Origin of the sequence: Pseudomonas sp. JUb42, assembly GCF_024807945.1 — a bacterium.
In the GTDB taxonomy this organism is placed as follows: Bacteria; Pseudomonadota; Gammaproteobacteria; order Pseudomonadales; family Pseudomonadaceae; genus Aquipseudomonas.
Map to the genome: position 1 here is coordinate 54,888 of NZ_JANUFD010000005.1, position 13,246 is coordinate 68,133.

At 59.1% G+C, this 13,246-nt stretch carries 12 protein-coding genes; 5 read left to right on the plus strand and 7 right to left on the minus strand.

From position 1 onward, the window contains the following. Positions 1-114 precede the first annotated feature (114 nt). The gene (locus M2401_RS11380) at positions 115-873 is read right to left on the minus strand and encodes a S9 family peptidase (RefSeq protein WP_259102775.1); all 759 of its coding nucleotides are present in this window, start codon (positions 871-873) and stop codon (positions 115-117) included. Then, positions 863-1,960 (minus strand): DUF3182 family protein, encoded by a 1,098-nt coding sequence (locus M2401_RS11385; protein ID WP_259102776.1) that lies wholly within the window; start codon positions 1,958-1,960, stop codon positions 863-865. Before M2401_RS11385 ends, M2401_RS11380 begins: the two co-directional genes overlap by 11 nt. A gap of 187 nt (positions 1,961-2,147) precedes the next feature. Here M2401_RS11385 and M2401_RS11390 point away from each other — a divergent pair, with 187 nt between their 5' ends. Together M2401_RS11390 and M2401_RS11395 are read left to right on the plus strand one after the other, a co-directional pair. After that, on the plus strand, positions 2,148-3,005 hold the full coding sequence (locus M2401_RS11390) for an SDR family oxidoreductase (protein ID WP_259102777.1): 858 nt from the start codon (positions 2,148-2,150) through the stop codon (positions 3,003-3,005). Between the two features lie 13 nt (positions 3,006-3,018). Beyond that, positions 3,019-3,792, plus strand: coding sequence for a DUF72 domain-containing protein (locus M2401_RS11395; protein ID WP_259102779.1), 774 nt, complete (start codon positions 3,019-3,021; stop codon positions 3,790-3,792). Positions 3,793-3,902: 110 nt separating this feature from the next. On the opposite strand, the gene M2401_RS11400 is transcribed toward M2401_RS11395, so the two are convergent. From M2401_RS11400 to M2401_RS11420, 5 genes are all read right to left on the minus strand, one after another. Beyond that, a complete protein-coding gene (locus tag M2401_RS11400; RefSeq protein ID WP_259102781.1) occupies positions 3,903-6,104 on the minus strand; it encodes a xanthine dehydrogenase family protein molybdopterin-binding subunit in 2,202 nt (733 codons plus the stop codon). Beyond that, positions 6,104-7,090 (minus strand): xanthine dehydrogenase family protein subunit M, encoded by a 987-nt coding sequence (locus M2401_RS11405; RefSeq protein WP_259102782.1) that lies wholly within the window; start codon positions 7,088-7,090, stop codon positions 6,104-6,106. Before M2401_RS11405 ends, M2401_RS11400 begins: the two co-directional genes overlap by 1 nt. After that, a complete protein-coding gene (locus tag M2401_RS11410) occupies positions 7,087-7,605 on the minus strand; it encodes a (2Fe-2S)-binding protein (protein ID WP_259102784.1) in 519 nt (172 codons plus the stop codon). The genes M2401_RS11405 and M2401_RS11410 overlap by 4 nt, the downstream gene beginning before the upstream one ends. A 333-nt stretch (positions 7,606-7,938) precedes the next feature. Then, the gene (locus tag M2401_RS11415) at positions 7,939-8,493 is read right to left on the minus strand and encodes an RICIN domain-containing protein (protein ID WP_259102785.1); all 555 of its coding nucleotides are present in this window, start codon (positions 8,491-8,493) and stop codon (positions 7,939-7,941) included. Between the two features lie 375 nt (positions 8,494-8,868). Next, positions 8,869-9,291: a low affinity iron permease family protein gene (locus M2401_RS11420; protein ID WP_259102787.1), complete on the minus strand. Its 423-nt coding sequence runs from the start codon at positions 9,289-9,291 to the stop codon at positions 8,869-8,871. A 177-nt stretch (positions 9,292-9,468) separates the two neighbouring features. Here M2401_RS11420 and M2401_RS11425 point away from each other — a divergent pair, with 177 nt between their 5' ends. The 3 genes from M2401_RS11425 (at position 9,469) to M2401_RS11435 (ending at position 13,226) form a co-directional block, all read left to right on the plus strand. After that, complete coding sequence (locus M2401_RS11425) at positions 9,469-9,693, plus strand: DUF6555 family protein (protein WP_259102789.1); 225 nt, start codon at positions 9,469-9,471, stop codon at positions 9,691-9,693. A gap of 147 nt (positions 9,694-9,840) precedes the next feature. Continuing rightward, on the plus strand, positions 9,841-12,315 hold the full coding sequence (locus M2401_RS11430; RefSeq protein ID WP_259102791.1) for an EAL domain-containing protein: 2,475 nt from the start codon (positions 9,841-9,843) through the stop codon (positions 12,313-12,315). 203 nt (positions 12,316-12,518) lie between these two features. Continuing rightward, positions 12,519-13,226 carry a lipopolysaccharide kinase InaA family protein gene (locus M2401_RS11435; protein ID WP_259102792.1) on the plus strand — a complete coding sequence of 236 codons (708 nt, stop codon included), beginning with the start codon at positions 12,519-12,521 and terminating at the stop codon, positions 13,224-13,226. Positions 13,227-13,246: the final 20 nt, after the last annotated feature.

Consider the following 13,246-nt stretch of genomic DNA (forward strand, 5'->3'; position numbering starts at 1 on the left):
AACACTGACCGTGTAGGAGCTGCCAAAGGCTGCGAAAGCGGTGTATCAGGCAGATCGAATTCGCAGCCTTCGGCAGCTCCTACACATCTCATTCCGTTTCAGGCTAAGAGATGGTTACCTGGGCATCTGATTAATGCTCAGTCGCTCACCCACCACCATCTCGGTGATCCAGTCCACCAGTATCGAGGTATAGGCCTCCTGGGATACCTCGGTACTCAGGCTATGGTCCGCATGATCGATGATTCGATGGGTCAACGAGTGCGTCTGCTGAAACGCAGCGCGGTAGCTCATGATCGTTGCGTGGGGTACATGCTCGTCGTGCTCGGATTCGACGATCAACACATCCCCGCGAAACGCCGCGCAGGCCCGCAGGGCGCGGTTGTCGGCGGCGTCGATATGGCTGGAGCGATATTGCATCAGATCGCGGCGGTCGAGTTCACGCTTGGGCATCAGCCAGTTGGCATCGCGGTACATGGCCGGCACGCGCAGGGCCAGCCAGCGCACTTTGCGCATCTGGCTGAGGATGGTCGCCAGGTAGCCACCGTAGCTGGTGCCTACCACCGCTACCGACGACGTGTCGATGGCCGGATGGGACAGCAAATGATCGTAGGCCGCCAGCAGGTCGCGCAGGTTGTCTTCACGGTTAACGCTGGCCTGGCGATCGTTGAAGGCGCCATGGCCGCGCAGGTCGAAGGTCAGGCAGACGCAGCCCAGACCGGCAATGCCCCGGGCACGAATCAAGTCGCGCTCCTGGCTGCCGCCCCAGCCATGGACGAACAGCACCCCCGGCACCTTGGCCTTGGGGCTGAGAAAGTTACCGGCAATCGCGTCCTCGTCGACGCTGATCGAGACCGGTTCGGCATTAGCAGTCATAAGCATCGATCCGTGCAAATTTAAGAAGGAAATCGCCGTTGCCGTCGGGGCCGCTATAGAGCACGCGGGCGCCTTCCGGTGCGGCTTGCTCTTCGTGTTTTTCATGCGTGCTGGCGCGCACGGCGTTGGTCTGTGGACGCTTGCGGAAGGCCTGCAACGCGGCCAGCTCGGCGCCGGTTGCACCGCCCACCCGCCAGGACTGCTCCAGTACGCCGACTTTCAATGAGCCGTCGCTGCCCTGCCCCTGCACTACATCGTAGTTGCGCCGGGAGGCGAAAAAGCCGGGGAAGCTCAGCGCCGCCGCCGTGTCGTAGGTGCGCGCGTATTCGATGGCGCGACGTACATCGGGCTTCAACTCACGGGCCAGCAACTCGATATAGTCGCCGCGCACGATCAGCAGCTCGGAACCGCCATAGACGCTTTCGCCGCGGCTATTCTGCTTCTGTTCCTGTTGACCGAAATAGGTCATCAGCAGCCCGTCAATAAGGGTCTGACCGACGCTGTAGGTCACGCTTTCATTGAGGTTTTCTTCGAGGACGATGCCATGGCCACAGGTGGCGGCATCCAGCCTGCTCAGCCATTTCTCCACGTCATTCTGGTTATGCAGCACGGCCTGGCCCGAGCCGCCGCTGGCCTCGACCTGCTTGACCCGCAGCGCGCCCTTGCGCAAGCCGGTCATGGCCGCCTGGCGAGCATCTTCCAGGTCAAAAACCGTCACGCCGGACAGCACCACATCCCGCACCCGTTCGCAGAACTGCGGGTTCCAGCCATCGGGCTGGCTGCGTGCCTGGGCAATCAACGGATGAGAGATGGCTTTGGTGGCAACGAAGGGATGCTGCACATAGCCGCCGAGCAAGTCGTCGGCACCGCTGATATTGAGTTCATCAAGTTGTTTGCCGATCAGGGTTTCAGTGGGGACCCAGTACAACGGCTGCTGGGAGCCATCGGCCTGGCCGTTGTCCCTGTAGGACCAACCGAGAATTTCCGCCAGCCACCGGGCCAGGGCCTGGGTGGTCTGCAAATCGTGTCCGGTGCCGCCGCTGTCGGCGTGGACCACTACGCATTTCTGGATCAATCGTGCTGACATGCCGGGCTTCCTTCTTGTGGCAGTACTCAATAGCCGACCCCTTGCGGACCCCGATAGTTCGCCTGGCACTGATCAGCGGCCACCTGCGCGCCATTCGTCAGCGCGACCGTTGAATTGTTTGAACGCTGGGCGCCGGCCATCTGACTGATATCGGGTAAGCCGCGAAAACTGACCTTAGGAGAAGCCCATGACTGACTATCCAAAACCACCTTTCGAGCCGCAATCCCAAGCCGTTCCGGGCAGCCAGGCAAAAATGCAGCCTTACCCTGATTGTGGCGAAAGCAGCTACAAGGGCTCGGGCCGCCTGGCCAACAAAATCGCCCTGATCACCGGCGCCGACAGCGGCATTGGCCGGGCCGTGGCCATCGCCTTTGCCCGTGAAGGTGCGGACGTGGCGATTTCTTATCTGGACGAGCACGAAGACGCCGAAGAGACCGCACGCTGGGTCAAGGAAGCCGGGCGCCAATGCCTGCTGTTGCCGGGGGATCTTGCGCAAAAGGCCCACTGCGCCGCCATCGTCAATAAGACCGTGGAGCAGTTCGGCCGCATCGATGTGCTGGTCAACAACGCCGCCTTCCAGATGACCCACGAAACCCTGGAAGAGATTGCCGACGAAGAGTGGGTAAAGACCTTCGATATCAACATCACGGCGATGTTTCGTATCTGCAAGGCCGCGTTGCCCTCCATGGCAGCGGGCAGTTCGATCATCAATACCAGCTCGGTCAACTCGGACATGCCCAGCCCGAGCCTGCTGGCCTATGCCACAACCAAGGGCGCCATTGCCAACTTCACCGCAGGCCTGGCGCAAATGCTGGGCAAGCGCGGCATCCGGGTCAACAGCGTGGCGCCAGGGCCGATCTGGACACCGTTGATTGTCGCGACCATGACCGACGAGGACGTGAAAAACTTCGGCTCGGCCACGCCTCTGGGCCGCCCTGGCCAACCGGTGGAAGTCGCGCCCATCTATGTGCTGCTGGCCTCGGATGAAGGCAGCTATATCTCCGGGTCGCGCTATGGCGTGACGGGCGGCAAGCCGATTCTCTGAGCGAGGGCGCTGATTGGACACGCAGACCCTCGTCGTCGGCTGCGCCGGGTGGAGTCTGGGCCGGGAATATTGGCCTGACTTCACGGCGCAAGGCACGCATTTGCAGCGCTATGCCGCGCGCTTGAATGGCGTTGAAATCAACAGCTCGTTCTATCGCCCCCATCGTCGACAGACCTATGAGCGCTGGGCCAGCGCGGTGCCAGATGGTTTTCGCTTCAGCGTGAAAATGCCCAAACAGATCACCCATATGCAGCGCCTGAAGCAGTGCGAGCCGCTGCTGGACGAGTTTATTGGGCAATGTTCGGGGCTGACGGACAAGCTGGGTTGCGTACTGGTGCAACTGCCGCCTTCGCTGGCTTTTGATGAAAGGCTGGCTGAGGGCTTTTTCGATGAGATGCGCCAGCGCTTTAACGGCCATATAGCCGTTGAGCCTCGCCACGAGTCATGGGCCCATGCCGCACCGCTGTTGCAGCAGCTGAAAATTGCTCAGGTCGCGACCGACCCATCGCGTATCAGTACCGACTCGCGTCCTGCAGGCTGGCCGGGCTTCAGGTACTGGCGGCTGCATGGGTCGCCACGGGTTTATTACAGTGCCTACGGTGACGAGCCGCTGCAGAACATTGCGCAACAGCTGATGGCAGCCCACAGTGAAGGCGCGCAGGTCTGGTGTATTTTTGATAATACGGCTGCCGGGGCGGCATTGGGTAATGCCTTGCGGTTGCAGGTTTTATTGCACGTCAATGAGCGAAATACGGATGTGGGACCGGCTTTAGCCGGGAATACATAACTGTGGGCGATAAATCTCTATCGCTTTCACATTGCCTTCCCGGCTAAAGCCGGTCTCACAGAAAAGCTCCATCGTTCAATTTGTAGAGGTCTTACCTCAGAAAATGGACCTTACAATACCTTATCCAGGGTAATCGGAAACTCCCTGACCCGCTTGCCCGTGGCGTGGTAAATGGCATTGGCTACCGCTGACGCCACGCCGACGATGCCGATCTCACCAACACCCTTGGAGCCCAGTTCGTTGACGATGTCGTCGTTTTCTTCGACAAATATCACCTCGATATCGCCAATGTCCGCACTCACCGGGATGTGGTATTCGGCCAGGCTGTGGTTGAGCACGCGCCCGAGCCGGTGGTCGGTCTGTGCCTCTTCCTGCAAGGCCATGCCCAGCCCCCAGACCACACCGCCGAGAATCTGACTGCGGGCGGTCTTCGGATTGATTACCCGCCCTGCCGCCACCGCGCTGACGACCCGGCTGACTTTGATAGAGCCCAGGTCCTCATCCACCTGCACCTCGACAAACACCGCCGAATGAGTCGCGGTGGCATAACCCTCGCGCTGTTTGTTCGGTTCGGTATCGATCTGCACCTCAAGCACGCCGCCAGGGCAGTTGGCGACGATGTCGGCGATGGCCAGGCGCTGATCACCAAAATGCACATACCCATCGCCGAACCCCACTTCTTCAGCGGGAATATCCGCCAGTTCAGGATAATGATCGCGGGCAGCCTGCAGCACCTTGGCCCGTATCACCAGGCAGGCCTCGCGCACCGCCGAGCCCACCGAGGACACGGTGAAAGAGCCGCCTTGCAACGGCGCCGTCGGCAACGATGAATCACCCAGTACAAAGGTCACGTCACGCGGCATGATGCCGGCGGCATCGGCGGCGATCTGGGTCATGACGGTATAGGTGCCGGTGCCGATATCGGTGGTAGCGCTGCTCACGGTCAGCCGGCCTTCGGCATCCAGGCGCGCCTTGGCACTGGCTTTCATCTGCATGGCCTCCCAGACGCCACCGGCCATGCCCCAGCCAATCAGTTGATGGTCCTTGCGCATGCTGCGCGGTTCTGCATTGCGTTTGTGCCAGCCAAAACGCTCAGCGCCCTGGTCATAACAGGCGAGCAGTTCCTTGCTGGAATAGGGCTTTGCTTCATTGCCATTGTTCTGGGCAAAGTTGATGCGCCGCAGTTGCACAGGGTCCAGCTTCGCCGCGCAGGCCAGCTCGTCCATGGCGCATTCCAGAGCAATCATCCCCGACGCCGCACCCGGTGCGCGCATATCCAGCGGCGTGTAGACATCCAGTGGCGCCAGCTTGTAACTCAGGGCAACGTTGTCGCACTGGTACAGCATGCCGCTCCACTCCACCAGATGTTCGGTGAAGTCCTCGAAACGCGAGGTCTGCCCGATGGCGTCATGCCCGACGGCGACCAGCCGGCCAGCCGCGTCGGCTCCCAGACGTAGGCGCTGCACGGTGCGCGGGCGGTAACCAAAGGTAAACATTTGCTGCCGGGTCAAGGTGACCCGCACCGAGCGCTTGAGTTGCAGCGCCGCCATCACCGCCAATGGCAACTGGTACTGCGGGCGCAACCCGGAACCAAAGGCACCACCGACATAGGCGGTCAGGATGCGGATTTTGTCCTTGGGCATGGCGAATATTTTGTGCAGGTAGTCCTGGCAGTTCTGCGGCCCCTGGTTCTTGTCGTGGATCTCCAGGCCGCCATCGTCTTTGTAGAAAACGGTGGAGGCATGGGGTTCCATGGGGCTGTGGTGCTGGTTGACGGTGCAGTAGGTCGCATCAATGCTGAAGGCTGCATTGGCCAACTGCCCGTTGAAATCACCCCGTGGCTTGGGCGTTTCGGCGGGCGCCGGGTGTGCCGGATCGAGCACGGCAAGCAAATCGGTCTGATGGTCCTCCTGCTGGTAGTCGATACGCAGCAGAGACCCGGCGTAACGGGCCAGCTCAAGGCTTTCGGCAACCACCAACGCCAGGGGCTGACCACTATAGAGCACCCGGTCGTTGTACAGCGGACGGAACGGCGAGCCGTCGGCCGAGTCGGCATCGGCGTAGTTTTCGTCATCACTGGCCAGTCGCGGCCGGTTGCGGTGATCGAGCACCAACCGCACACCCGGCACCGCCAGCGCTGCGCTGCTATCGATATTAATGACCCGCCCGCGAGCGATGGTACTGGACACCACGCTGCCATAAAGCAGGCCATCCTCTGGGTACTCGGCGGCATAACGTGCCTGGCCGGTGACTTTCAATGGCCCGTCAACACGATCCATGGGTTGGCCCGAGGCCTGGTTAAAGGTCTTCATCAGGCATTCCCTCCAACGGCGGCATCGCTCAAGGCGCGGACAATGGCCCGTCGCGCCAGCTTGATCTTGAAGCCGTTGTGGGCCAAGGGTTGCGCGTCACGCAGCATCGCCTCGGCAGCCTCGGTAAAGGCTTCATGGGACACGGAGCGCCCCTTCAATGCCTGCTCTACGGCCTTGTCGCGCCAGGGTTTATGGGCCACGCCGCCCAAGGCCAGGCGCACATCGCGAATCACATCGCCGTCCAGTTCCAGGGCCGCCGCCACTGACACCAAGGCAAAGGCGTAGGACGCCCGATCACGGACTTTCAAATAATGGGAGTGTCTGGCAAAGCCGCTGGCCGGTAGCTCGATGGCGGTGACCAACTCGTCGTCGGCCAACTGGTTATCCCGCTGCGGCGCGTCGCCGGGCAGACGGTGGAAATCAGCGAACTCAATGCGGCGCTTGCCCGCCCGGCCCTGAACATGCACCACCGCCTCCAGCGCGGCCAAGGCCACACACATATCCGAAGGATGGGTAGCGACACAGGCATCGCTGGCACCGAGGATCGCGTGAATCCGGTTCAGGCCATCCCGTGCCGGACAACCACTGCCCGGCACACGCTTATTACAGGGGGTGCCAGCGTCGTAATAGTAATAGCAGCGGGTGCGTTGCAGCAGGTTGCCGCCGGTGCTGGCCATGTTGCGCAATTGCGCCGAGGCACCGGCAAGAATCGCCTGGGACAGCAGCGGGTAACGCGATTCGATCAACGGGTGCCAGGCCAGATCGGCGTTACTGACCAGCGCACCGATCAGCAGGCCGCCGTCCGGAGTTTCTTCGATATCACGCAAAGGCAACCCGTTGATGTCGATCAGGGCTTCGGCGCGGACGACATTTTCCTTCATCAGGTCGACCAGATTGGTGCCCCCGGCAATGAAGCGCGTGGTCGGTCCGGCCAGATTGATCGCCTGGCTCACCTCAACGGGTTTGCTGTAGCTGAAAGGCATCATGCGCGCGCCCCTCCCTGTTCGGCCTGCATCTGCGGCATCGCTTCTTCCACAGCAGCGATGATGTTGCTGTAGGCGCCGCAGCGGCACAGGTTGCCGCTCATCAACTCCTGAATCTGCTCACGACTCTGTGCCCGCCCTTCCCGTACCAGGCCCACCGCCGAGCAAATCTGCCCCGGTGTGCAATAGCCGCACTGGAAGGCATCCTGACTGATGAACGCCTGTTGCATCGGATGCAGTTGCGCGCCATTGGCCAGGCCTTCGATGGTGGTCAACTCGGCGCCATCGCACATGATCGCCAGGGTCAGGCAGGCATTGATACGCTTGCCGTCGCGCAGCACCGTGCAGGCACCACACTGGCCATGATCACAGCCTTTCTTGGTGCCGATCAGGTCCAACTGATCGCGCAGCAGGTCGATCAGGGTGGTCCAGGGTTGGACGTCAAGCTCTCGGGCCTGACCGTTGAGGGTCAGACGAATCGTCTGCGCCTCAACATCCTTGCGGAATGTCGCACTCATGGGGAACCTCACGGTAGAGATGAATTGCGCGCAGTAGGCTGCGTCTGTCAGGTACGACCGAGGAGGTTTTGCGAACGTTCAGAGTTTTTCGATGAGGCGTCGTTATGAATGTCGAACGTGATCAGCTGATCCTCAATATCGTGTGCAGGAATGCGGATAAACGCGATGTGATTCTTTATAAGGCAGGTAACCGCCCCGGCTATACAGGAGCGGCGCACCAAGTATCTGGAGGGTCATACCTGAGTGGTAATGTCAGGTTAAAACCGCACAGCGCATTTCGATACCGATACACGCGAAGGCGCTGTGCAGCACTCGCTTTTGGACTACCGCCCCTCAAGGCGCAGAATCGGGCAGTCGATGAAATATCCAGTTCTGCTCCGTACTCTCTAAGCAATCGTTTACGTATACGCGACTCCCAGTGTCATCCTTACGCGGTGGATATGGATCAGCAAGGCACCCTGGCTGATTATCAACAAAATTTTCGCCGGGACTTGTAAGTTTGACCGTATTGAGGCCGCCTTTCATCTCCCATCTTATAATTGGAGCAAGCTGAGGCACATTGCAAGGCAACATTACAGCAAGCGCGCCACGGCCTCTGCCCATCGCGGTTACGCAACTTTCTTTAACGGCAAGCATCAGGGAGACCACGCCTGGTTCGGTTTCACGCGTAATCAATGTCCACTTCTGATCCACTCGCCCCTCGTATTCTTGAAGTATAATATTTGAACCATCTGTTGTTGGATAGCTCCAAAATTTTCCAGGCTTGGAGACACTTTCAATCCTGTATAAACCTGCGCTCAAGTTCTGACCGTCTTCTGCATATGTGAGCGACGCTGCCACTGTAGCGATAACAGCTATTGCCGCAGTATGGGTTAAAGTCCAATTCATTATTAGTTCTCCCTGACTTATGGGCGCTTTGTTCTCTTTCACGCTCCCACCTTTACTATTAGCAGAATGGCGCCACGCGCGCAAAGTTTTACTCTACAAAACAATTGACTTATTCGCTATAAAAAACAGCCTTCTTACAAAACAAAACAACAACCTTGCGCCCGGCAAGCTAATTCCGAGCAATCAACTTAAACAAGGGAACTCTAAAATTGCGGAGTAATTCGGCCTTGGCATAAACCAACAAAAAATTGACTCGGGAACGTTAACTGGCTGCGCCTGTGAGGTAAGACCGAGGGGGTTGTGACCGTCAGAGTTTTTCGATGAGGTGTCCACGCAAGCTCATAAATGAGCCTGCGCGGATTGGTTGCCGGTCAGTCAACCGGCAGGACTATCGGCGGCAGCGCTCGATTCAGCCCCGTCCCGGCAGGCCAACGGTTCGTCGTCGATCTCGCCGCTATCAGCCATCGCCTGATATTTCTTGCGCAGAAGCCGCAGTTCCTTCTGGTCGAGCTTGTCCAGATTCAACAAGGCGTTCTGCGCCTCGGTGGTCACGCGCAGCAGTTCGTTGATTTTGATATGCAGCTCATCGGTGTCGCGGTTCTGGGTGTTCTGCACGAGAAAGACCATCAGAAAGGTAATAATGGTGGTCGAGGTGTTGATCAGCAGCTGCCAGGTGTCGTTGTAGTGGAACAGCGGTCCCGTCAGGCCCCACAGGACGATCAGGCAGATGGCAGCGATAAACGTTCTAGGGCTGCCGGCCCATCTCGATAAGGCATGTGAGAACCTGGAAAATCTCATGACGCGTGCTCCGTGATAAGGGGGTGTAAATTGATGGACCACGGCGCGCGCCTGAAATTTCTTGTTACATCCAATCTATTGGAAAAGTGTTTCGTCTTTCACTCGCCCGAAAAAACGCCGGAATTTTTTCCCCGCGCAACGCTCTGTTCTTTCAGCACTGCCTGGAGGCCATGAGCAATGACACAGACCACCCACTTCAAGATCGATTACCTGATCCACGGTAGCTACAAGACTTTCTACATCCATTCCGACGCGATGAATCAAGACGAAGCACTGCATTGGGCGACCATCGACGCGGGCTTGTGCCAGATTCCCAAGCCAAGGGCCGACAGGATTCCCCGGCTCAGCCAGCGTCAGGCTGAGCAGTTGGGGCTTACCGACGTCGAGTGGAAGTCGGCATGATTGATACGGCGCGTTAAACCCGCACGCGGCCGTGATAAAGGGCCGATGTATCGTCAAATTTCAGCTTAACCAGCCCCCATTTCTTTTCCCTGTGCGAAACTCCCAAGGCAGCAACCCTTGTTTTTATGCCTTGGAGCGATATTCGCCATGCCGTCGCTGGAAAATTCCGACGTGATGTACCGCCTACTCATACAGAGCGTGGTGGACTATGCCATCTATATGCTGACGCCTGATGGCATCGTAGCGAACTGGAATCCCGGCGCCCAGCGGGCCAAGGGCTACACCGCTGACGAAATCGTCGGCCAGCATTATTCGGTGTTCTACAGCGAAGAAGAGCGGCGTCAGGACCTGCCCGGCCGCAATCTGGCGTTGGCCAAACGCGAAGGTCGCTTTGAGGCGCAAGGCTGGCGGTTGCGCAAGGATGGCACGTCGTTCTGGGCACATGTGGTGATCGACGCCATTCGCGATGAGTCGGGAACACTGCTGGGCTTTGCGAAAATCACCCGGGACTGTACCGAGCAGCAAATGGCGCTGTTGGCGCAACGTGAGCAGGAGCGGCGCTTTCGGCTGCTGGTACAGGGCGTCAGCGACTACGCGATCTACATGCTTGATCCCGAAGGTCATGTGGTCAACTGGAACGCAGGCGCCGAACGGGCCAAAGGCTACAAGGCCCATGAGATCGTCGGTCAGCACTTTTCGGTGTTCTATATCCCTGAAGATCGCGCCTCAGGGCTGCCCTGGCAGAACCTGGAAATCGCCCGCAGCCAGGGCCGCTTCCAGGCTGAAGGCTTGCGCCAGCGCAAGGACGGTTCGCACTTCTGGACCAGCGTGGTGATTGATGCCATCTACGACGAGGACGATGGCCAGCTCATCGGCTTCGCCAAGGTCACCAAGGACATCAGCGAGAAGCGCCAGCACGAGTTGCAACTGCTGGAGAGCAAGGAACTGGCCGAGCAATACAGCCGGGAAATGGCTTCCCTGTCGCGCTTTCTCGACTCAGTCATCAGCAATATTCCTGCGGCCGTGATTGCCCAGGATGTCGCCAGCGGCAAGATGATTCTGGCCAACCATCAGGCCGCCCGCCTGTTTGGTTCGGAAAAAGCCAACATGCTCGGTCATCTTTCCCAGGAGTTCGTGCCGGTCAAGGCCGTGACCTATCTTGACCTGCAAATGGCCAGGGGCCTGCGCGACGAGCATGTGCATACCACAGAAACCCTGATCGAGACCGCCATCGGCCTGCGCACCCTGCGCAGCCGGGTCATGCGCAGCCAACATACCGGCGGCGAGTCTGACTATGTGCTGTTCGTTGCCGAAGATGTCACCGAAGAACTGGCCGCCCATGCGCAGATCCATCACATGGCCCACCATGACGCCCTGACCGGCCTGCCCAATCGCACCCTGCTTCATGAGCGTCTGGAGCAGGCGCTGGCCTCCTCCGTCGAGTCGCAAAAGCTCACCGCCGTGCTGTGTCTGGACCTGGATAACTTCAAGAATATCAATGACGCCCTGGGCCACGCCTTTGGCGACAAACTGCTGCGGGCACTGGCTCAGCGTCTGCAACGGGAACTGCGCGACGAAGACACCCTGGCCCGCCTGGGCGGTGATGAGTTCGCCGTGATCCTGCCTGGCCTGGATGCTCTGGAAGCGGCGCAGATCACTGCACAATTGTTGATCAACGCCGTTGCTCCGGCCTTTCTCATCGAGGGCCACAGCTGCTCCGTCGGCGTGAGCGTCGGCCTGGCCATCGCGCCTTTTGACCATGACCTGCCCGAGCAACTGATGGGCTACGCCGACATGGCGCTGTACGAAGCCAAGCGCAACGGCCGCAACCGCTGCGAGAGCTTCCGCCCGGAACTGGACGAAGCCGCGCGCAAGCGCCGCATGATGGAAACCGAACTGCGCACCGCCCTGCACCTCGGCCATCTGCAGATGTATTACCAACCCATCATTGGTGAAAACGGTAGCGACATCGTCGGTTACGAGGCGCTGATGCGCTGGGTCCATCCGAGCAAGGGCATGATCATGCCGGCCGACTTCATCCCCATGGCCGAAGAAACCGGCCTGATCCATGAAATCGGCGTGCGCGCGCTGAACCTGGCCTGCCAGGAAGCCGCCAGTTGGGACGGCGACTATATGGTCGCGGTCAATCTGTCACCCGTGCAGTTTCGCAGTGGCAATCTTGTCGACAGCGTCGCCCTGGCCCTGGCCGATTCGGGACTGCCGTCCTATCGCCTGGAGCTGGAAATCACCGAGTCGGTGCTGCTGGAAAACAGTGACGAAAACATCGCCGCACTGCGCGCCCTGAAAGCCTTGGGCGTGGCCATTTCCCTGGATGACTTCGGCACCGGTTATTCCTCCCTGGGATACCTGCGCTCGTTCCCGTTCGACCGTATCAAGATCGACATGTCCTTCGTTCGCGACATGGCCGACAGCCGCGAGGCCCTGGCGATCATTCGAGCGATCACCGGCATGAGCAGCAGCCTGATGATCAAGACCACCGCAGAAGGCGTGGAAAACGTCGAGCAGATGCGCCAGTTGATGGCCGAAGGCTGCTCGCACTTTCAAGGCTATTACTTCGGCCGACCGGTGCCGGCCAGCCAGCGGATTCAGGTGATCGAGTGAATCGATGAGGGTATTCAACACATCAGCACAGTCCGTTTAATGACTGTAAAGTCATTCTCTCAGGACTAACGTTCCTTGCACCCACATTGAAAATTAGAGCGGCCGGGCTCTAAGCCCTGCCATAGGTAAATGGGCGACTTCCACTACTGACCAACTAGCAACAACCAGTTACACTCCTGAAAAACTATAATCAGGAGCCTGTAATGAGGGACCATTCCCCGCAATACGATTTTGCCCATTGGTGGAGCACAGAGGGCCCTTGGGTAGAAGAGCCGAATGTACGTCGTAGCGGCACTAGTGGCGTACAGCGGGTGGTGCATGAAGGCTCCATCGTCTATGTAAAACGCCAGACCGGCCATTTATATCGCAGCGCCCGACATCCCTTTGGCCGCCCCACCGTACTCAGGGAAGGTCATGCCCTGGCCAGCCTGCACTCGCTCAATGTCACTGCGCCCAACCCGGTTTTCTATGGTGCCAGGAAGGTCGACGGCGTCTGGCAAGGCCTTTTGGTGACAAAGGATCTGGGGGAGTTTCAGGATCTGGACAGCTGGTATCACGCTGGCGGTCAGGATCGCTACAGCCCCGAAGAAAACATGCGCCTGTTCGAACAGTTGGCCTTTCTCCTGTCACGGTTGCATCTGAGTCGCTGGCAACACGGTTGCATGCGTTCCAAACATATCTTTGTAAAAGTGCAATCAACCGATGACGGTCCGGACTTCCAGCTCGCCCTACTTGATCTTGAAAAATCCCGTAGACGCTTCAGTTCACTGAGGGCGGCACGCCACGATATTTTCCAGCTGCGTCGCCATTCACCCTGGAGCGACGCACAGTGGCAATACTTCCTCAGGCACTATGAAGCAGAACTGGGCCGCACTCTGACGACAGGCGAAAGCGCCCGCCCTATTGCGTAATAGCCTTAATGAGCGCGATT

Excerpts from the sequence above, each read along its gene's own strand:
- M2401_RS11410 (WP_259102784.1), bottom strand. The coding sequence starts at position 7,605 with ATGAGTGCGACATTCCGCAAGGATGTTGAGGCGCAGACGATTCGTCTG.
- M2401_RS11415 (WP_259102785.1), bottom strand. The coding sequence starts at position 8,493 with ATGAATTGGACTTTAACCCATACTGCGGCAATAGCTGTTATCGCTACA.
- M2401_RS11380 (WP_259102775.1), bottom strand. The coding sequence starts at position 873 with ATGACTGCTAATGCCGAACCGGTCTCGATCAGCGTCGACGAGGACGCG.
- M2401_RS11400 (WP_259102781.1), bottom strand. The coding sequence starts at position 6,104 with ATGAAGACCTTTAACCAGGCCTCGGGCCAACCCATGGATCGTGTTGAC.
- M2401_RS11430 (WP_259102791.1), top strand. The coding sequence starts at position 9,841 with ATGCCGTCGCTGGAAAATTCCGACGTGATGTACCGCCTACTCATACAG.
- M2401_RS11390 (WP_259102777.1), top strand. The coding sequence starts at position 2,148 with ATGACTGACTATCCAAAACCACCTTTCGAGCCGCAATCCCAAGCCGTT.
- M2401_RS11385 (WP_259102776.1), bottom strand. The coding sequence starts at position 1,960 with ATGTCAGCACGATTGATCCAGAAATGCGTAGTGGTCCACGCCGACAGC.
- M2401_RS11435 (WP_259102792.1), top strand. The coding sequence starts at position 12,519 with ATGAGGGACCATTCCCCGCAATACGATTTTGCCCATTGGTGGAGCACA.
- M2401_RS11405 (WP_259102782.1), bottom strand. The coding sequence starts at position 7,090 with ATGATGCCTTTCAGCTACAGCAAACCCGTTGAGGTGAGCCAGGCGATC.
- M2401_RS11420 (WP_259102787.1), bottom strand. The coding sequence starts at position 9,291 with ATGAGATTTTCCAGGTTCTCACATGCCTTATCGAGATGGGCCGGCAGC.
- M2401_RS11425 (WP_259102789.1), top strand. The coding sequence starts at position 9,469 with ATGACACAGACCACCCACTTCAAGATCGATTACCTGATCCACGGTAGC.